The 18668-nt window shown below is 66.6% G+C and carries 18 protein-coding genes; 12 read left to right on the top strand and 6 right to left on the bottom strand.

Annotated elements, in window-relative coordinates:
• Positions 1 to 11 precede the first annotated feature (11 nt).
• Complete coding sequence (locus tag CACI_RS42345) at positions 12 to 1535, bottom strand: tyrosine-type recombinase/integrase (protein WP_015797116.1); 1524 nt, start codon at positions 1533 to 1535, stop codon at positions 12 to 14.
• A 69-nt stretch (positions 1536 to 1604) separates the two neighbouring features.
• The gene (locus CACI_RS42350; protein WP_015797117.1) at positions 1605 to 1844 is read right to left on the bottom strand and encodes a helix-turn-helix domain-containing protein; all 240 of its coding nucleotides are present in this window, start codon (positions 1842 to 1844) and stop codon (positions 1605 to 1607) included.
• A gap of 147 nt (positions 1845 to 1991) precedes the next feature.
• On the opposite strand from CACI_RS42350, the gene CACI_RS42355 reads away from it, so the two are divergent.
• From CACI_RS42355 to CACI_RS42405, 11 genes are all read left to right on the top strand, one after another.
• Positions 1992 to 2672, top strand: coding sequence for a hypothetical protein (locus CACI_RS42355; RefSeq protein WP_041540788.1), 681 nt, complete (start codon positions 1992 to 1994; stop codon positions 2670 to 2672).
• A 385-nt stretch (positions 2673 to 3057) separates the two neighbouring features.
• Positions 3058 to 3867, top strand: coding sequence for a sigma-70 RNA polymerase sigma factor region 4 domain-containing protein (locus CACI_RS42360; RefSeq protein ID WP_015797119.1), 810 nt, complete (start codon positions 3058 to 3060; stop codon positions 3865 to 3867).
• A gap of 32 nt (positions 3868 to 3899) precedes the next feature.
• On the top strand, positions 3900 to 4400 hold the full coding sequence (locus tag CACI_RS50785) for a pilin (RefSeq protein ID WP_143765624.1): 501 nt from the start codon (positions 3900 to 3902) through the stop codon (positions 4398 to 4400).
• Positions 4397 to 6091, top strand: a complete 1695-nt coding sequence (locus tag CACI_RS50790; protein ID WP_143765625.1) for a hypothetical protein — start codon at positions 4397 to 4399, stop codon at positions 6089 to 6091. The genes CACI_RS50785 and CACI_RS50790 overlap by 4 nt, the downstream gene beginning before the upstream one ends.
• A gap of 6 nt (positions 6092 to 6097) precedes the next feature.
• A complete protein-coding gene (locus CACI_RS42380) occupies positions 6098 to 6979 on the top strand; it encodes a PrgI family protein (RefSeq protein ID WP_015797122.1) in 882 nt (293 codons plus the stop codon).
• Between the two features lie 2 nt (positions 6980 to 6981).
• Positions 6982 to 8769, top strand: a complete 1788-nt coding sequence (locus tag CACI_RS42385) for a VirB4 family type IV secretion system protein (RefSeq protein WP_015797123.1) — start codon at positions 6982 to 6984, stop codon at positions 8767 to 8769.
• The gene (locus CACI_RS42390) at positions 8766 to 11144 is read left to right on the top strand and encodes a type IV secretory system conjugative DNA transfer family protein (RefSeq protein WP_015797124.1); all 2379 of its coding nucleotides are present in this window, start codon (positions 8766 to 8768) and stop codon (positions 11142 to 11144) included. The genes CACI_RS42385 and CACI_RS42390 overlap by 4 nt, the downstream gene beginning before the upstream one ends.
• Positions 11141 to 12019 carry a replication-relaxation family protein gene (locus CACI_RS42395; protein WP_015797125.1) on the top strand — a complete coding sequence of 293 codons (879 nt, stop codon included), beginning with the start codon at positions 11141 to 11143 and terminating at the stop codon, positions 12017 to 12019. Before CACI_RS42390 ends, CACI_RS42395 begins: the two co-directional genes overlap by 4 nt.
• Positions 12020 to 12080: 61 nt before the next feature.
• On the top strand, positions 12081 to 12623 hold the full coding sequence (locus CACI_RS48805) for a C40 family peptidase (protein WP_015797126.1): 543 nt from the start codon (positions 12081 to 12083) through the stop codon (positions 12621 to 12623).
• Positions 12624 to 13331: 708 nt separating this feature from the next.
• Positions 13332 to 13889, top strand: coding sequence for a hypothetical protein (locus CACI_RS42400; RefSeq protein ID WP_015797127.1), 558 nt, complete (start codon positions 13332 to 13334; stop codon positions 13887 to 13889).
• 110 nt (positions 13890 to 13999) lie between these two features.
• The gene (locus CACI_RS42405) at positions 14000 to 14827 is read left to right on the top strand and encodes a DUF2637 domain-containing protein (RefSeq protein ID WP_143765626.1); all 828 of its coding nucleotides are present in this window, start codon (positions 14000 to 14002) and stop codon (positions 14825 to 14827) included.
• On the opposite strand, the gene CACI_RS50795 is transcribed toward CACI_RS42405, so the two are convergent.
• From CACI_RS50795 to CACI_RS42420, 4 genes are all read right to left on the bottom strand, one after another.
• A complete protein-coding gene (locus tag CACI_RS50795; RefSeq protein WP_015797129.1) occupies positions 14816 to 15364 on the bottom strand; it encodes a helix-turn-helix domain-containing protein in 549 nt (182 codons plus the stop codon). The two genes, CACI_RS42405 and CACI_RS50795, sit on opposite strands and share 12 nt — an antisense overlap.
• 138 nt (positions 15365 to 15502) lie before the next feature.
• On the bottom strand, positions 15503 to 16090 hold the full coding sequence (locus CACI_RS42410) for a helix-turn-helix transcriptional regulator (protein ID WP_015797130.1): 588 nt from the start codon (positions 16088 to 16090) through the stop codon (positions 15503 to 15505).
• The gene (locus tag CACI_RS46910) at positions 16090 to 16566 is read right to left on the bottom strand and encodes an ATP-binding protein (RefSeq protein ID WP_015797131.1); all 477 of its coding nucleotides are present in this window, start codon (positions 16564 to 16566) and stop codon (positions 16090 to 16092) included. Before CACI_RS46910 ends, CACI_RS42410 begins: the two co-directional genes overlap by 1 nt.
• Before the next feature lie 3 nt (positions 16567 to 16569).
• Positions 16570 to 16971 (bottom strand): hypothetical protein, encoded by a 402-nt coding sequence (locus tag CACI_RS42420; protein WP_015797132.1) that lies wholly within the window; start codon positions 16969 to 16971, stop codon positions 16570 to 16572.
• A gap of 485 nt (positions 16972 to 17456) precedes the next feature.
• On the opposite strand from CACI_RS42420, the gene CACI_RS42425 reads away from it, so the two are divergent.
• The gene (locus tag CACI_RS42425; protein ID WP_015797133.1) at positions 17457 to 18665 is read left to right on the top strand and encodes a helix-turn-helix domain-containing protein; all 1209 of its coding nucleotides are present in this window, start codon (positions 17457 to 17459) and stop codon (positions 18663 to 18665) included.
• Positions 18666 to 18668: the final 3 nt, after the last annotated feature.

Consider the following 18668-nt stretch of genomic DNA (forward strand, 5'->3'; position numbering starts at 1 on the left):
CAAGACTAGGGCTAATCCTCAGGAGTTGCGCTCCGAGGCGCAGCACCGCTCTCCAAAGCCAGCCGCGGGCTCCAGACGAGCGCTTCCAATCGATCAGCTGCGTCCCGCTGTACAGCGCGGGTGACATGCCGGTACCGCTCGCCGTTCTTCGCATTGGCCCAGCCGAAGAGGACCTGTGCAGTGCGATCGAGTACGCCGGCCAGGAGAGCCAGTGTCGCAGCCGTATGCCGCGCGTCGTGCAGCCGCGCGTCTCGAACGCCCGCCGCCTTCAGAAGCTTCTTCCAGTCGTCCCAATCCGTCCTCGGATTCACAGCCTCGCCAGTCTCGGTCGCGATGACCCAGCCTCCGTCGACCCACTGCGGCCCCGCAGCCAGACGTTCTTGCCTCTGCGCCTCGCGATGCACACGCGCCAGGAAGACAATCGGTCGGGGAACCGGAAACGGGCGCTCGGCAGCCTTCGACTTCACCGAGCCGGTCTTCGGCAACAGCTCGACCCGTTGCGGGCAAAGACCTGGCCACTTCCTCGCACACGGGTCGGAACAGCCGTGGGAGTACTTCGGTCGCAAGCGGTTCCTTCGGACGTAGATCGTCTCGTTACCGGTGTCCTCGTCGTCGATCCTGAAGTCGGACCACTGAAAGCCCAGAGCCTCGCCTTGACGAAATCCGAAGACCAGGGCCAACACCCACCGGAAGCCGTTTCGCCTCTTGAGCGCCGTCACGAGGATCCGCTCGACCTCCTCAACGGTGTAGGGGTCGATCTCGATCTCTTCCACCGTCGGCGGTGTCGCGAACGCTACCGGGTTCTTGGGGATCAGCCTCCGCGTGTACGCCACGCCGAAAGCTGTACGTGCCGTGCGGTGCACCTGATGGACGGTCGCTGGCTTGGAGGCCGCCTCAAGCATCTTCCGATACAACGCTTCGAAGTGCTCCGGCTCGATCTTCTCCAGGCGATGCCTGCCGATGTTCGGGACGAGGTGGTGGAACACGGCCACTCGGTAGCTGGCGAGCGTGCTGGGCCGGACCTTCAGTGCCGCGATGTTCTCGACCCAGTGCGTAAGCCACTGCTCCACAGTGACCAGCGATGACCCCGCTTTGGCGACGTGTCCAGCATCCCGCGCTTGCACCAGTTCGTTGACCCGGCGACGGAGTGCCTTCTCGTCCTTGCACTTCCGATGCCGCCGATCAGGACTGCCATCGTCCTTCACGCCGACCGTCACCCACGCATGCCACAGCTTGTCGCTGTCGCTGAAGTAGATCGAGGACTCGCCGTTCGGAGCGCGGGTACCGTCGGGCCGGTTCCGACGTGAAGAAGGGCTTCGTCGCTTCGCTCTCTTGGAGCGATCGGGGTTGGCCATGTACTCGTCGATCGCCCAGGACGGCACCCGGGTCTGGCCTTCGCTCCGATCGACCTGAACCTTCTCCTCCTTGATCAGCTTGTACATCGTGCTCTGCGAAACACCGAGCGCGGCGGCAGCTTCCTTGATGGACAGCAGCCCCCGCTCTGGGCCATGCGAAAAGGGTGAGCAGTCCGCCATTCCTCTTCCTCGTACGACGTGCGGCGCGATCAGAGGGCCGCGCGTCACCTCGACGCGCGGCCCCTTAGATCAAGCGGCCTTGAACTTGATAGATGCGGCCTCGTAGTCGGCCAAAGCTGCGATCGGTACTCGGATGGCACGACCTGTCCCGCCAAAGCCGAACGCCGTCAGCTTCCCGGCCTCGATCTCCCTGTAGACCGTCGCCGGGTGGAGCCCGTACATGGCGGCGACCTCCGCGACCGACAAAGCACGCCGGCCGACCGGAATCTCCTGCGTGTAGGCGACAGAGCTACCCTGCTCGTTCGTCAACTGCACTCCTGGATTCATGGTTGTTGCGATGCACTTCAGCCCTGGTTGTCCTCTGGCAGCCAGGGCTTCCACTCCCTTGAACCAGTTGATGGCTGGTTCAGATCAAGTCAACATCTGGTTCAGGGTTATATCAACTACCTGATCTAATTGCTCGAGTTCGTGTCGCGACTAGGCGCCCGTTTCAACCTCCACAGACCGCAAGACCACAACTTCCTCGTTGCGCCTGAGCGCGCACCTCATCCGGTACCGCTCAGCCTCGCCATCCAGCGCGACCACTTCGAGCTCCGACCCGGCGCCAACCTCAGCAAGCAGCTCGGCAAGATCTCGGCAGAAGGGCTGGCGGATTTCTGCCTGAACGACAACGTGTCCACCTGGCCGCACCAGTTGCCGTGCTCCGGCGAGCGCATCCGAAAGGCGCGCCACGACGCCCTCCGCGACAACGCGCCCGTGGACGCCGAGGACTCCAACGCGCGAAAGGTCCACGAGCACGAGCGAGGCTCGCCGCAACGAGTCAGATCCGACCAGCTGAGGCACATCGACCAACTCGCCGACGACCACGGTCGCGAAGCCCGGGCCGCCGTGAGTCGTGGCCCGGATTACGGCCTCCCGGGCCTCACTCGCCAGTCGCGAGTTGCGCTCGATCCCGATCGCGAGCCGGTCTGCGCGGATTGCTTCGACCAGTGCTCGACCGTTCCCGCAGCCGAGATCGACCACGAGCCCACCTGGCTCGGAATAGCGAGCGATCGCCAACGCGGTGAGGGTTCGTCGGGCCGCTTCGGGTTCGTGAGTGACGTCGAGATTCAACACGGATGCCTCGCTTCGGGCTGACGATCCGGATAGCTCTCGCCGGTCCGGATCTGTGGTTCCTGTCAGCCTCGAAAGCCGTGGTGCCGCCTCGCAGGGGTCAACGCCAATCGGGTGAATGCCTACGTCGCGGCCCAAGAGTCCATCCGGTCGCAGCATCCGAAGCTCGTCAAACGCTGGGTCGAACCAACGCGCGGCCGCAGAAGTCGGCCGCCGTCTTGATGCGCCGGTCTGCTCCCGCACACGAACGCGAGCAACAACAGCGACTCATCAAAAGGCCAGCTCATTGCCCTAATCAGGCCCTGAAAGCGCCTTCTTCGAGTGCTGCCGATCGCTTGATCAAGTTCTGAGGGCCCGCGAGCCCCATGAGCGGCGGAATCCATCCGCCTACCTCTTGGAGGTGCCCGTCATGGGCCGCGTCATCGTCTCCTGCTCTTCCCCACTCGACCTCGCCGCAGAGGCGTTCCACGCATTATGCGAAAGCCTCGCCGTGCCGGGCCTCGACGTCTCCGGCCTCGCCGCCGATCTGCCGTCGGGAATGATCCGTCTCGATGAGCTTCAGCACCGTCTCCTCGCGGGGGCATCGCAGACTGCGCGCGACGCGGTTTGGGCCGAGGTCGTGCGAAGGGCGCGACGTGACGAGACATGGCAGCTGGCCGCGATCGGCATGGCCCTGCCCGCGATCCGGAACGTCGCCGGCTCCCTGGCACGCGGCTTCGACGGCGATGTCGAAGAACTGGACTCCGAGATCCTCGCCGGGTTCCTGGCTCACTTGGCTGTCGTGGAGATCGATGCGCCGGGCATCGTGACGAAGCTCCGCTGGGCTGCCTACCGTGCGGGCCACGCGCTCGTGGTTGCGCATCGTCGAACCGCTGAGCGCGAGGAGGAGATCTCCGAACAGGCTCACAGCCTGTCGCGTCCTTCAGGACACCCCGACATGGTCCTCATGCGTGCGGTGTCCGCGGAAGCCATTTCGGAGTCTGATGCCGAGTTGATCTCCGCAACGCGGCTCGAGGGCATCGACATGGAGGGCTACGCCGCGCTCCTCGGCGTCTCCTACAACGCAGTGAAGATTCGCCGCCAGCGTGCCGAGGCGCGGCTCGTCGCGTTCGTGAACGGTACCCAGCGCCCGCGTGCCCATGAGGCGCGGGTCCGTACCATCCGGCCTGCTCAACGACCTGCGCTGAGCCGATCGGCTGAACTCTCGGCGGCTGCCTGACCCCTGTGGCCCGAGCCGTCGCGCTTTCGAGCGTGACGGCTTTCCCCGAGATCCAGGAGATCAGTGCCATGAGACGTCAACTTCGAAACGCCATCGCCTTGTCGCTCGGAGCGCTCGCCGCAGCCACGATCGGCATGGCGCCCGCCATGGCCGACTCTTCGCCACGTTCAGACGTAACGACGATCAACGCCCCGGCCGGGACGCACCGCGCTCTCGCTGAGGTAGCGCCCTTCCCAGGCACCCGCGCTGACGCCGCTGCGTCGGATGACGCGGCGGCAGGCACGACCCCAGCAAAGCCCCTGACCTTGAACGAGGTGATGGACAACGTCCGGACCTGGATCATCGGTCTGCTGTCGGGCCTGGCGACCGTCTTCGTCACCGTTGGTGGCCTGCGCTACCTGATGGCTGGAGGCAACGAAGGCGAGGTGATGAAGGCCAAAGGAGCATTGCGGTCCGCGGCCTGCGGCTACGGGCTCGCCGTCCTCGCGCCAGTCCTGGTCGATGCTCTCAAGTCGATGGTCGGGGCTTCGTGAACGAGCGGCAGATGCCGCGGTGGGTAGCAGCGCTCTCTCTGGCCGTCTCGACGTTGGTGCTGGTGGTCTGCACGCTGATCGGCTCCGCACGCGCGGACACCGCAGCGGACGGATCACCCATCGCCGCGATTCCCGGCGGCGCCAGGCTCGCAGCGACAGCGCCGGCACCCGTCCCGCCTCCAACTCCGGCTCCGACGCTCCCTTCAGCACCTGGCATCTATGGCCCGCTGATCGGTGGCGGGTCGATGACTCCGTCGCCGACCCTAGGACCCGCCAGCTCCAAAAGCGCGGACCCGTCCTGGTGGGACATCCCAGGCCAGATCGAGAAGGCCATCGATACCTGGCTCGGCGATCTCGTGAAGTCCGCACTCAAGCCGGTGCTCCCGTTTGTCGCCACGTCGTTGCTGTCGAGCCCGAACCTGAGCAGCGGTCGCATCGCAAGTATCTGGACTTCCGTCCTGATCCTCTCGAACACGCTCTACGTGCTCTTCATCCTGGCCGGCGGCATTCTCGTCATGACGCACGGGACGCTTCAGACGCGGCATGAGCTCAAGGAGATCGCGCCTCGGCTGGTCATCGGGATGGTCGCTTCGAACGCGTCGCTGTGGTTGATCTGCCAGTCCGTGTCTCTGGGCAACGCGCTTGTCGCGGCCTTGATGAACGGGAACCTCTCGTCCGAGGGCATCGGGTCCAGGCTGACGAGCCTCATCGTCTACAACGTCTTCCTCCCCGACGGGGTCGGAGAGGTGTTCCTCGTCATCATCGGCGGCGCCATCGCGGTGTTGGGCGTCGCGCTGGTCGTCACAGATCTGGTGCGCGCAACCGTGCTGATGGTGTTGACGGCCGGCGCCCCGCTCGCGCTCGCCTGCCTTGCCCACCCCCAGACGGAGGGGCTGGCCAAGCTGTGGTGGCGGGCCATCCTGGGGTGCCTGGCAACGCAGGTCCTTCAGGCGCTGGTCCTGATCATCTGCTTACAGGTCTTCTTCGACCCGCAGGCGGACAACGTTCTTGGCCTCCCGACTCGCGGCGGCCTGACCGACCTGCTTATCTGCCTGGTCCTGTTCTTCATGCTGATCAAGATCCCGATCTGGACGAGCCGGGTAGTTCTCCAGCGCGGGGCGCTCGGCCAGACGCGGATCACGGGCTTGGCGCGCAGCTACCTGCAATACCGGGCGTTCGGCGCCATCCCGAGTCGCTTCGACGTCGGCCGTCGCCGATCTCGACCCGGCGGCGGCACCGGACCGCTTCCGCCTCCGCCGACCTCACCGGGAGGTCCGGGGCGTGGCCCTCGGCCATGTACAGGGCCGGGGCACGGCAAGTTCGGTCCGCTGCCAATCCTGCACGGAGGGCCGCGGGGCCCGAGTTTCTCGTCTCGGCCCCGCGCCACCGAACCGAGAGAAGCCACCGTCACTCCTCGACCGGCTGAGGAGCCGACTCGGAGCCCACGAGCCCAACCGACACCGCCTCGGCCTCTCATCACCCCTGCAAAGCGCCCGATCTCGCACACGACGCGGTCGCCCAATCCGCCGCAGTCAAAGACACCGCCCGTTCGGGACAGGCCAACCCAGGCGGTTCCTCAGCCTCCTTCCCCGAGTCCGGTGGCGAAGCACTTGGCGCCACCGACTCCACCTCGTGCACCACGGCCTACAAATAGCCACAAACCCAAGCTCAGACCCCTCAGCGAAAGGTGATGCTCCATGTCGGATGGTCCCGCCGGATACAGCGCGGTCCGCATCCCCGCCGACGTCAGCCGCCCGGACCGAGTACTTGGGCCGGCAACGGCCCGGCAAGTCGCGATCATCGGCAGCACTGCGACAGGGCTCTGGTGCGCATGGCTCGGCGTGCGTGCCTGGGTCTCGCCGTTCGCGTTCCTGATCCCGGCTGTGTTCTTCCTGGTGATTGTCGGCGTCGCCGTCTCCACCGAGCGCGACGGTTTGGCTATCGATCGCCTCCTAGCCGCAGCCCTGCGGCAGATGCGGACACCTCGGCGCCGAGTGATGGCGCCCGAAGGCGTGGCCCCGCCCCCGCCGTTCCTGTCCGAGGCGCTGAATAAGCCGCCGTGTTTGCCCGCGCCGCTGTCGCTGCCCATCGCGGACCTCGACCACACCGGCGTGATCGACCTCGGCACCGACGGGACCGCGTTGGTGGCCGCTGCGGGCACGGTCAACTTCGGGCTGCGCACTGCCGACGAGCAAGACCTCCTCCTCGGCGGGTTCGCTCGCTGGCTCAACTCCCTCAGCGGACCGACTCAAATCACGTCGACGAACGCCCCGGCCGACGTGAGCGGCTTCGTTGGGATCCTCCGGGATCGGGCAGCCAACCTCCCGCACCCTGCTCTCGGCCACTCCGCCCAGGAACACGCCGAGTTCCTAGATGGTCTCGCCGCCACCCGCGTTTTGCTGACCCGGAGCATCCATCTCGCACTGCGTGAACCGGGCAAGGCAGCCGCTCAGCGGGTTGCCCGCCGCGCCGAGGATGCCGTCAGCCACCTCGCCGCTTGCGAGATCCGCGTCTCGCCGCTCGGCCATGACGCCGCCTCCGCCGATCTCCGCGCGCTTCTCGACCCCTCAGGAGCCTGATCATGACCTCGCTCACCGCAGCCCTCAAGATGCTACCCATCTGGACTACCCGACCGGCCCATCAAACCCGCAACGTCCTGGGCCTGGGTCCGGCAAGTCTTGAAGTGGGCACCCACACCCTCAAAGTCGGCGACACGATCGCCGCGACCTTCGCAGTCGCCGACTACCCGGCCGAGGTCGCGGCCGGTTGGCTCGAACCGCTGCTGAGCTTCCCTGCGCGGATCGGCGTCGCCGTCCATATCGAGCCGGTCCCGAGCCCTATCGCTGCGGACCGCCTACGCAAGCAGCGCGCCCGGCTGGAATCCGGCCGTCGGCACGCCGCCTCACGCGGGCACCTCGACGACCCCGCCACCGAGGCAGCTGCCGCTGACGCGCGCGAACTCGCTTACCGCGTCGCCTGTGGCGAGGGGAAGTTGTTCGGGGTCGGGATCTATCTGACGATCCACGCCGACAGCGCCGATGAACTCGCCGAACTCACAGCTCAGGTCCGCTCGCTCGCGGAGGGGATGCTACTGCGCCTCGTACCTGCCACGTTCCGGACGGTCCAGGGCTGGTGCTCGACGCTGCCTCTTGGCCTGGACCTGCTGAAGATCCGGCGGACGTTCGACACCGAGGCTTTGGCAACGCTGTTCCCGTTCACGTCCGGCGACCTGCCGCTACCGCAGAACTCGACGTCAGCCGTCTTGCTCGGGGTCAACGCGACCGACTCCGGACTGGTGATGTGGGACCGCTGGGCGGCGCCGAACCACAACTCGGTGGTCCTGGCCCAATCCGGCGCCGGGAAGTCCTATCTCGCCAAGCTCGACGTCCTCCGGAACCTCTACCAGGGCGTTGAGGTCATGGTCATCGACCCGGAGCAGGAGTACGCCCGGCTCGCGCACGCCGTAGGCGGAACGGTCGTCAGCCTCGGTGCTCCAGGCGTCCGCATCAACCCCTTCGATCTTCCGAACACCGGCGACAGCTCCGATGCGATCCGCCGCCGGACCCTGTTCGGGCACACCGTGGTGTCCGTGCTCCTCGGCCGGGACCTGACCGCTGGCCAGCACGCGGCCCTGGACGGCGCGATCCTCGCCGCCTACGAGCATGCGGGGATCACCAACGATGCTCGGACTCACCGGCGGCCCGCCCCAACGCTCCGAGATGTCGCCGAACTACTCACCACATCTGACACACCGGATGCCTCAGCACTGGCAGCAGAGCTGGCCCCGCACACCTCCGGTTCCTTCTCCGGTCTGTTCGACGGCCCGACGGCACACTCAGCCGGCGGCCACCTCGCGGTGTTCGCGCTGCGGGAACTGCCCGATGAGCTGAAGCCGATCGGGACGCTCCTCACCCTCGATCTGATGTGGCGCCGGGTGTCAGACCCGGCCAACCGGCGCCGCCGTCTGGTGGTCGTCGACGAAGCCTGGTGGCTGATGAAGGAGCCGGCGGGAGCACGGTTCCTCTTCCGCATGGCCAAGGCGTCGCGGAAGTGCTGGGCCGGGCTGTCAGTCGTCACGCAGGACGCTGCGGACCTGCTCTCGACCGAACTCGGTATGGCGGTCGTGTCGAACGCTGCGAGCGCGGTGCTGCTGCGTCAGGCCCCGCAGTCCGTCGACCAAATCGCTCAGGCGTTCCGGCTCTCGGGTGGCGAGCGCGCGTTCCTGCTATCTGCCAGCCGTGGTCAAGGCCTGGTCATGCAAGGCAATTCGCGGGCCGCGTTCTCCTCAGTCGCCTCAACCCGTGAGGACGAGCTCTGCACAACCGATCCCGCGCAGCTGGCTCGGCTCGATGAGGAGTGGAGCGCATGAGCGCGCCGAACTCGTCCCTCCTCGGCCGGTGGCTGCTGCACCCAACCGATCTCTTCTCCCTAGCCCTGGCGTCGGCCGAGCAGAGCGTCTGTGACTGGTGGCTCATCGGCGTCCCCATGCTGGGCACCGCTTCGTGTTCAGCGCTCGCGTGCTGGTACCTCAAGCAGGCGCGGCGTCATCGCGCGGTGACGGACGCGTCGGCGCGATACGTCATCCTCAAGCTGCCGCCCGAGGTCGAGCCGGGATGCGCCGAGGCGTTCTGGACCCACCTTCATGCACTGCTTCGTCCCAGGTGGCAAGGGATCCTGGACAGGCAACCCCATCTGGCTTTCGAGTTCCTCTGGAGCAGCGAAGGCCTCAGCCTCGGCGTCTGGGTTCCGCCTTCGATCTCCGCTGACGTCATGGCCACGGCCGCCGAAGCCGCGTGGCCTGGCGTCTACGCACAGATCGTCTCGCCAGCTCCGATCCCGATCACTGCCCAGGCTTCGACGTGCGGCCGGCTTCGGTTGGCCAAGCCTTCCTATCTGCCGCTGAAGGTCAAGCACACGTCCGATCCGCTCCGCCCGCTGCTGCAAGCCGGCCGAAAGCTGCGGCCTTCCGAAAGCGCGTGCGTCCAGATCCTCGCCCGACCCGCTGCGGGTCGGCGGGTGCGGCAGCTGCAATTCCAGCTCAACCGGTTCCGCGCACGCACGTTTCGTGACCTGGGCACGATGACCCCGGTCAGCACGTTTCTCGACGAGTGGACCCCCAACGCGAAGCCGCAGACGGGGCCGGCTGATCCTGCGCACGCCGCAGCACTTCGATCGGCCGTCACGAAGACGGTCGGACCTCTGTGGGCGGTAGAGATCCGATACGCCGCAGGCACCGAATCAACCGGGCCCGATGCAGACAAGCGGACCCGCAGCATCACCGAGAGCCTGGCCTCCGCCTTCGGTGTCTTCGCAGAACGGAACTCGTGGGCCCGTCACCGCCTGACGGGCCCACCGTCCGCGCTCGCGTCGCGCCGGATGGGCCGGGGTGATCTTCTTACCGTCGCCGAACTGGCAGGCATCGCGCATCTCCCGCTGGATGCCGACGTCGTCGGCGTGCCTCGTGCCGGTGCGCGTTCGATCGCCCCGCCTCCGGAGATCCCGGCGCTCTCCCACGGCCACAAGATCCTCGGAGACGCGGACACCTCGCCGATCCGGCCAGTCAGCGTCGCGGTCCCGGACGCCCGCCAGCACTTCCACATCATGGGCGCGACCAACTCCGGCAAGTCGACGCTGATGGCGCGCATGATCCTCGACGATGTGGACGCCCGCCGGGGCGTCCTCGTCCTGGACCCGAAGGGTGACTTGGTCGGGGACCTCCTCGACCGGCTCCCGCTATCGGCGGCTGACCGCCTGGTCCTGATCGACCCGACGGACTCCGGGCCGCCGCCTTGTCTCAACATCCTGGCGCAGGGCGACCCCGAACTGACCGTGGACAACCTCGTGGGGATCTTCCGGCGGCTGTTCGCGTCCTCATGGGGTCCACGCACCGACGACGTCCTACGCGCCGCATGCCTGACCCTCCTCGCTACCGCACGAGACCGGCCGCCGACGCTCGCGGACGTCTCCCAGCTGCTGAGCGACAAAGTCTTCCGCACCGCACGAACAGCCAGCCTCGCCGAGGGCGATCACAGGATGCTGGATCACTTCTGGACCGGCTTCGCCGATCTGTCGGCCCAGTCCCAGGCCGCCATCACGGCGCCGCTCCAGAATAAGCTCCGCGCCTTCCTGCTCCGGCGGTTCGTGGCCGACGTCATTGCGCAGCCGCGTTCAACGATTGACCTCGGTCGGGTCCTGGACGGCGGGATCTGCCTAGTCAGGCTACCCAAAGGCGTGCTCGGCGACGACACGATGCGTCTACTCGGCTCGTTCATCCTCGCCGCCGCATGGCACGCAACGACCGCTCGTGCGGGCCGACCCGAGCAAGCGCGCCCGGACGCCTCGGTCTACCTCGACGAAGCCCACAACTTCCTGAACCTGCCCTACAGCTTGGAGGACATGTTGGCCGAAGCTCGCGCCTACCGGGTCTCCTTCACCCTCGCCCACCAGAACCTCGCCCAGCTCCCGACAGATCTCGCCGAAGGCATCTCGGCGAACGCCCGGAACAAGGTCTTCTTCACCTGCTCGCCGCAGGACGCGCGCGCACTCGCAGCGCACGTCGGCCCTCTGCTCGGCGAGCACGACCTGGCCCACCTCGACGCCTTCCAAGCCGCGGCTCGGCTGACGGCGAAGAGCGCGCACGTCCGAGCCTTCACGATGCGGACCCGACCAGCGCAGCCGGCTATCCCAGGACGCGCCGACGCGATCCGCGCCGCCGTCCACGCTGCTGCACGGGGCCGCGCGTGACGATCCGAACCCCGACCCGGCCGATCTCCGACGCCACCAGGGCCGGCGACCGGCTGACCGAACGAGACGCCGAGGTGCTGCGACTGCTGGCTGAACACCAGGTGCTCACCATCGGACAGCTCGCAGTGGCGCTGTTCCCTGACGTACGAAAGTGCCGGAGCCGCGTGGCGGTGCTGCGGGCGCTCAAGCTCGTCGAGACCTTCCGACCTCCGCTGCAGCGCGGGTCGTCGCAGGCTCACTGCGTCGCCACGGCTCGGACCCTCGACCTGCTCTCCACCGATGCCGACGGTTCTCGGCTGCGACGCCGATCGACGTACGACGCAGCCGCCATCGCGCTACGCCCGGACCTCGGGCACCTGCGAGGTGTCAACGAGGTGTTCTGCCAGCTGCTCGGCTACGCCCGACAAACCCCCGGCGCCATGCTCGAGACCTGGCGCTCCGAACGCGCCACCGCCCGCGCGCTCGGAACGCGACTGCGGCCGGACGGCTTCGGCCGATGGCGGCAAAACGACGCCAAGTGCGAGTTCTTCCTCGAATACGACACCGGCACCGAACCCCACGCACGGCTCCTCGCCAAGCTCACCGGATACGCCGACCTCGCTGAATCCGCGGGCGTCTCGTGTCCTGTCCTGTTCTGGCTGCCGAACGCACATCGCGAGAACCACTTTCACCGGCGCCTCGTCGACCATCCGCCACGCGTACCGGTCGCCACGGCGTACGGCGATCCGTCCCGGACCGATCCGTCCCGGACCGGTCCGGCTGGTCCGACCTGGCGTCCGGCCTGGTCCCCGTCCTCACAACTCCCCCTCGCAGCCCTCGGCGCCTCCGCCGCCCAACACCTCGGCATCCCGCAGAGCTCACACATCCTGCTCTAGATCGGAGAACCCCATCTCGACGCTCACGAAGACAGCAGTCGGCTGCTCGACCCTCTTCCTGATGTTCGTCGTCCTCACCAGTGCCGCCGCAGCCTCCGTCGCCTCGGCCGCCCTCAATCCACTCACCGCCGTCTGGAACGCGACCACTTCCGCACCTCCAGCCGAGCGTGCATTCAGCCCTGATCAGCAGGTCGGCATCCTGGCCACCGCCGAGCAAAGCGCCCCGAACCCGGCCGCTGCCGCCGCGATCGCCTTCACCTCCCGGCAGCTTGGCCTCCCGTATGTCTGGGGCGGCAACGGACCGGTCAAAGGCGATGCCGGCTACGACTGTTCGGGATTGACCATGGCGGCCTACGCAAGCGCTGGAATCAGCATTCCCCGTACCGCCACAGACCAGTACCGACGCGGACCAGCCGTTCCCCTTAGTTCACTGAAGCCAGGAGATCTGGTTTTCTACGGAAATAGCGGTTTCGCACACCATGTGGGAATCTTCGTCGGAGCCGGCGTCATTCTCGACGCGCCGAGAACAGGCACCGTGATTCGACTCGACCCACTGGCAGCGGATGACCTCTTCGCCGCGACTCGACCAAGCGCAGACCACTAGCCCGCCGCACGGCGCAGCCCGAGGGCCCATCCGTGGGCCGCTTCCCGACCCCCTCAAAGCGCAGTCAAGGCGCCATCAAACAGCAGGTCGATACCTATTTGAGGGGCAGTACCAAGACCCGACGATCGTGCATCTGACGATCAGAGCTCTCACCGGAGGGCCGCGAGTCGCCTGAGCCGCGCGGCCGCATGCGGACGTCGAACAGGAATGGAGAGAATCAACAAGTAGGAAAACAAAGGCATTCCAGTACGGCATTATCGATCAACGATCCAGGCACGCAAATCTCGTACTCTGAACGGGTGAACAATTACACTGCCAGAGCTTGCCCTGACAGCACATCAAGGCCAGAATATAAATAAGCAGAGATCGCCGCTCCGAGAACGATCGGCTATCTCGCAAAGAATTCGAGGAATCCTCGGATAGGCACCTGGCCTCAAAACCCTGGTGGACGCGGAGGCAACCGCGTCCACCAGGAACAGGACCGCAAGTTCACCCGTCCGACCGTCTAAATCATGACTGGAGTACCCATGGACCCTGCTCCGATTCTCCCGGATCAACGGACCGCGCGTCGCACGCCACGCGCGACAGGACTGCTCGCCGCCTCGTAGGCCCGTCCTCTGCGCAGCCGACGCTGCGCGTCCCACCCTCTTTCCGCAGGCTCCTGAGCCGATCACGGCTGCCTGCGCTCGATCCCGAATGGAGCCATCCATGTCCGTTGCCTTCTGCGCCGCATGGATCAACGAAGTCACGCTCGTGCTTCCCCCCGACTGGACACGCGACGTGCCCGCCGAGATGGCCGAGGGGGCCACCATCTACCTCTCGACCTGCTGGACCAGCCCGCACTCGAAGGTCACCCTGACCGCCACCGTGTCCAGCACAGGCCAGAGCTCAGCCGACATCTGCTGTAGCGGCTGGAGCGTCGAAGCAGAGAACCTGTCCCCCGCCGCACTCGCCGCAGCGATCAACGCCGCAACCACGTATGGCGCCCAGCCGGATGCCCCAGACCTGAGCTCTGCCTTCGTCGGTGTCTCGCTCGCGTATCACGACTGGCAGAGCGCGAGCTACGCCAACGAACCGGTCCAGATGCGCCGCTGGATCAGCCCTGACGGCAACCGTGTGTTCGACTTCATCCGCCGCAACAAGTCTGGGACGTCAGTCTTCGTGGTCCACCGCGTCAACCCCGGTCACCCAGCCGTAGAGGCGGCGATCACCGCAGACGGGTTCACTCCCGCCGCCGTTCTGCTCAGCCTCGCCATGTCGGACTGAGCATGTCGTGCCCCTCAACCCCGACCCCTCCGCACGAAACGGCATCGCTCTTGACTCCCCACCGCACCACAACCACAGCCGAGACCTGGAACGTCTGCGCCCTCATCTCGTTGGCCCTCCTGACCTCGGCCGTCGCAACCATCGTCCTCATCGGGTTCCTCGGCTCCTACGGCCCCCTCCGCGACGCCTTCCTCGCGATCCACCAAAGTCCGGCAGCCGCCTCACGTGACCCCTGGGCCGTCGATGGCCTCATTGCCGTCGCCACCGCCGCCGCGATCTGGCTGAAGAACAAGGCAGCGGCCCATCGCTACGCCGTCACCGTCGGCGCCATCACCACCGCCGCCTCACTGCTGCTGAACTTCCTCCACGGCTGCGGCGTTATCCGCGCCGGCGGTCAAACCAACGGCCCGCTTCACCCCGTCCTCGTCCTCATCATCACCTCGCTTCCCGTCGGCGCGATCGGCTTCGGGTCTCATCTCCTGATCGCATGCGTCCGGAACTTTCGGTCTCGGATCCCGCGTACCGCCGACGGGTCCGGGACGGCCGCCATCGGGCAGCGGAACCGGGGCACCGATCCGAAGGCTCTGCATAGCGGGCCCGTCGATCACACGCTGGACCGCGCTGTACCCACTTCGCGATTTCACATCGCCGCGCTCGTCCCGGACGGACCGCGGGCGTACCGATCTCCGGACCAGTCCCGTACCGCCAGCGTGGCCGAACTAGACCCGGCCCTAGTCGAACTGGGACGCAAAGCCCTGGCAGGACTGGCAGAGGACGGCGTCCCGCCAACACGCGACGCTCTCCGCGCAAGAATGGGAGTCGGGAACGGCAAGGCGTCAGCTGTCTGGACCTACCTCCGCGCTGCCGGAGAGCCAGAGCATGCGGATCGGATCTCGGAACGGGCTGCACCCGTCCTCTCAGACCAGCTAGCCCCCTGATTCAATGCGCGGTACGGGACCGTACCTTGAGTACGGTCCCGTACCGCTGAGCTCGTTGGGCCACAAAGCAATAGAGCACCCAAGCTTCTGCGCCCAAACGAACTGTGCGATCGATCGTGGAGGGATGCGAACCAGCTCCCAATACGAGATCGACGACCCGCTGACGCCGACGAGCCGACCAAGGCCTTTTTGACTCGACGGCAAATCCTGGCGACGACTTTTCAATGGTCCGGCGAGTCGCCGCAGCCCGAACGAATCCCTCGTCTCGCCTGGAAGCAACCACAGAGGCTCGGGCAGCAACACCTTGCCGTCCGGGCCGATGACCACCAGGCACCAGCCAAGCGCATCAGACCAGCGTGTCAGGTTCACCAAGGTGGGATCCAACCGCAGGTTCTCCCACTCGGAGATCGTCTTGCCGAGGACCCCGATGTGATGCGACAACGCAGCTTGCGAAATCCGGGCGCTCCGACGGACTGACCTTAGTTTGCCAATGACCTGCTCGAAGGCGCGCTTCGCTGCATCATCAATTTCCAGCATCACTAGCAGCCCTATTGATGATGCCGGACTCCATCTCGCCCTCCACCTACGGCACGCGCAGCCCACCCGCGTAGAGCGATAATAAGGCACTTAGAACAGGTGGCCGTTCTCAGTCCTCATTTAGCACTCCCATATGGGCTATAGCCCAAGCCGCTGAACACGCAACCCTGGACGTTCGAGAGTGGACCCAGCTAGTCCAGCCGGTGCAAAACCGGTTCGGCGGACGCGTCGGGCACCATCAGGGACGACCAGGATGTCCAGCGAACAGCCGAGTTTCTGGGCCCACACCACATGCGCGATCGGCCTCGGTGGCACCCGGACCAGCTCCCAACGCTGGATCGAGTCCCGGCTGACGCCCACCAGGGCACCGAGTTCCCCCTGGGCCATCCCCAGGGCCAGGCGGCGATTGCGCAGCGGCACCGCCAACCGCCGCCGCTCGAAGATCTCGAAGGTCTCGCCGGGCCGCTGGCGCACCGGACCCACCCGCAGTTCGCCGTCCCGCCCGACGATCACCAGCCGCCGACCGAGTTCGCGCGCCCACTGGATCAGGTGCCCCAGCGTCGGCTCTACTGCCCGGGTCTCCCACTCGGAGATGGCCCGGCCCCGAACCGGCATGCCGGCGGCGAGCGCGTTCTGGGAGAGCCCGGCGTCCAGGCGGGCGGACCGCAGACCGCCGATGATCCGCGCGAAGGCCCGCTCGGCCGTGTAGTCAACGTGCAACGCCATCAACGCGTCCTGTCGTCCATCGCCATACCGACCTCTCGTCTAGTTCTCAACTCGCGGGGAAGGCCATTGGCCGGCGGCCCGGGTATCGCCGCGACCTCGTCAAAGGTGATCTCGGCCCAGACCGAGCGGGCCTTCTCGTCGCCGTCCACGCCCCAGTGGGCGGACAAAAGCGCGACAATGGTCAGGCCTCGCCCGGCCTCCTCGTCGTCCTCGGCGACGCGGACCGCAGGCATGGTGGACCCGCCCTGGTCGTCAACGCGCACCCGGCACCGGTCGGCGAACCTGGTCAGCCGCAGGACGAGTTCCCCTCCAGGTCCGCCGCTGGCCGTGTGCTTGATGGCGTTGGCAACCAGCTCGTCGGCGATCAGCGCGACGACGTGCGCGGTATCGCAGTCGCCGAGAACGGCGAGGATGAAGCAGCGGACCTCACTCAGGCACTCCGGCCGACCGGCGAACCCCCTGGACCAGACCTGCATGGCTCACCCACCACCCGGAGTGGGCCGGTTGGTCCACCGGCAGCGGATCAACGTTTCGGTGTGCTCGGCGACCTGTAACGCAGCTTGCTGCGGGTTGCTGCCGGTCTCGTACATCACCAAGCAGGCCAACGCGGTCTGCAGACCCCGGTGATAGCCATGCCACTCGCTCAGGTCGCGGCGGGCCTGCTCACTACTGGGGAAGTACTCTCCAGCATCGAAGGTCAGCGTCGCCGCCAGCCCTAGCAATGCCAGGTAACTGCTGGTGTGGCCCGCGGACAGCAACCGACGCTGGAACTCCGCCTCGGCCTCAGTCACCGTGACACCGAACATCGCCGGCACCTGGCCGACCACCCGCCCGTCATTGTGCTGGGACAGAAAGGCCCTGATTTCCTCCGGGCCCCTCATGCCGCACCCGCCAACTGCATCGGCGTCTCGCAGCGGCAAGTTGCGGTTACGGGCTCGTCTACGCTGCTGGGCCACGCTTGAACGCGCGCGGGTTCGCTGGCCTCGCGCGCTGCACGCTGCTGAGAAAGAGCTGCGGAAGCGGGCTGGATTTGAGTATCCACGGGTACCTCGTTGCGGATTCGAAGCTGGTCGGACAGATGTGCGGTGATCAACCGCGCAGTACCTCGGCAGGCACGGTGTGGTCGCTGTCGGCGACGCGTTGGAAGAGGGGCATGCAGGCACCAGACGAACCTGAACGATGTCGAGTTACGCTTCGGTCAGAGCTGCTGCCACATTCCGGGGATCGCTCACAGGCGACACTCCTTCGCATATCAGAGGGCTGTTCGACCTGAAGCTAGGACGGCGCGGGCGGTCCGGCGGCTACAAAGTGTGTCCGTTGATACGCTGGATGCACGGCAGCATTACTTGGCGTGACAGGAATCCCGATGAGCAACCGCACCGGTGAGCGGGTCAGGTACTGGCGCATAAGACGCGGGCTCGACCGGACGACATTCGCTTCCCGCGTCGAACGGTCGCCTTCCTGGGTCAAGGCCATCGAGAACGGCCAACGCGAACTCACACGGCTGCCGCTTTTGGAGCGCGTAGCGCAGGCGCTCGGGGTGACCGTCCAAGCTCTCACCGATCCGGTGGAAGCCGAGCGAGCGACCCGCACGCCGGATGCTGCGGAAATCGCCGCGATCACCGGCGCCTTGGAGCACTACGAGGTGATACTCGGGGCACCAGTGAACGCTCTTGAACATCCCCAGCCAGCCGACCTCGCCAAGAGGGTCAACTTCCTCGACGAAGCCTTCCTGGCCTCGCGGTTCTCCAGCATCGGCCGCGACCTGCCCAAGCTGTTGATCGAGGCACAACGTGCGGCGAAGGGACAACCAGGTATCGATTCCATCCGGGTGCTCGTCAAGGTGTACCGGATCGCGAGCTCGACCTTGTTGAAGCTTGGCGCGGATCAGACTGCGTGGCTGGCTGCGGACCGAGGGATGGTCGCGGCCCAGGCCACGGACGACCTGTACACCCTTGCCCGCGCTACCCGCGCGGTGTCGCGCGCGATGACCAATCTCGGTCGTACCGAGGCCGCGCTGGATGCCCTGTTGGCGATGGCTGCACGGATGCAGCCAGAGGTCGCCACGTCGACGCTCGAAGTTGCCGCGATGTACGGCATGGTGCTGCTCGCGGCAGAGATCGCGGCAGCGAAGTACGGCGACGCACACACCGCATTGGCGATGCACAACGAAGCGAGCGAAGTCGCGCAGTGGCGCTTCGCGTCCGGCGCAAGCGACAAAGAGACGGCATTCGGGCCAACTAATGTCGACCTGCACCGGGTGTCCGCACTGGTTCGTCTCGGTCGTCCAGGCGAGGCGGTGCAACACGCAGATGGCATCGACCGCGCCGCTGTGGCGCTGATGCCGCGCGAGCGACGCGGGACGTTCGGCCTCGATCTCTCGTTGGCCTACCACCAACTCGGCCGCTACACCGAGGCGGAGACTGTTCTGCTGGCCGCCGAGCGGATCGCGCCAGAGGAGGCGAGGTGTCGGCCTGGAAGCAAGTCTCTGATCGCTGATCTGGTCAACGCGCCGAGCCGTAACCCGAGTGCCGACCTGCGTGCTCTCGCCCGCCGTGCTGGAGTACAAGCGTGACCC

Source organism: Catenulispora acidiphila DSM 44928 (genome assembly GCF_000024025.1).
GTDB classification, from domain to species: domain Bacteria; phylum Actinomycetota; class Actinomycetes; order Streptomycetales; family Catenulisporaceae; genus Catenulispora; species Catenulispora acidiphila.

What these genes read in the sequence shown, in the direction of transcription:
- CACI_RS50795 (WP_015797129.1), bottom strand. Translation starts at nt 15,364, where the DNA reads ATGCTGGAAATTGATGATGCAGCGAAGCGCGCCTTCGAGCAGGTCATT.
- CACI_RS42425 (WP_015797133.1), top strand. Translation starts at nt 17,457, where the DNA reads ATGAGCAACCGCACCGGTGAGCGGGTCAGGTACTGGCGCATAAGACGC.
- CACI_RS42380 (WP_015797122.1), top strand. Translation starts at nt 6,098, where the DNA reads ATGTCGGATGGTCCCGCCGGATACAGCGCGGTCCGCATCCCCGCCGAC.
- CACI_RS42345 (WP_015797116.1), bottom strand. Translation starts at nt 1,535, where the DNA reads ATGGCGGACTGCTCACCCTTTTCGCATGGCCCAGAGCGGGGGCTGCTG.
- CACI_RS46910 (WP_015797131.1), bottom strand. Translation starts at nt 16,566, where the DNA reads ATGCAGGTCTGGTCCAGGGGGTTCGCCGGTCGGCCGGAGTGCCTGAGT.
- CACI_RS42420 (WP_015797132.1), bottom strand. Translation starts at nt 16,971, where the DNA reads ATGAGGGGCCCGGAGGAAATCAGGGCCTTTCTGTCCCAGCACAATGAC.
- CACI_RS48805 (WP_015797126.1), top strand. Translation starts at nt 12,081, where the DNA reads ATGTTCGTCGTCCTCACCAGTGCCGCCGCAGCCTCCGTCGCCTCGGCC.
- CACI_RS42400 (WP_015797127.1), top strand. Translation starts at nt 13,332, where the DNA reads ATGTCCGTTGCCTTCTGCGCCGCATGGATCAACGAAGTCACGCTCGTG.
- CACI_RS42385 (WP_015797123.1), top strand. Translation starts at nt 6,982, where the DNA reads ATGACCTCGCTCACCGCAGCCCTCAAGATGCTACCCATCTGGACTACC.
- CACI_RS42390 (WP_015797124.1), top strand. Translation starts at nt 8,766, where the DNA reads ATGAGCGCGCCGAACTCGTCCCTCCTCGGCCGGTGGCTGCTGCACCCA.
- CACI_RS42410 (WP_015797130.1), bottom strand. Translation starts at nt 16,090, where the DNA reads ATGGCGTTGCACGTTGACTACACGGCCGAGCGGGCCTTCGCGCGGATC.
- CACI_RS42360 (WP_015797119.1), top strand. Translation starts at nt 3,058, where the DNA reads ATGGGCCGCGTCATCGTCTCCTGCTCTTCCCCACTCGACCTCGCCGCA.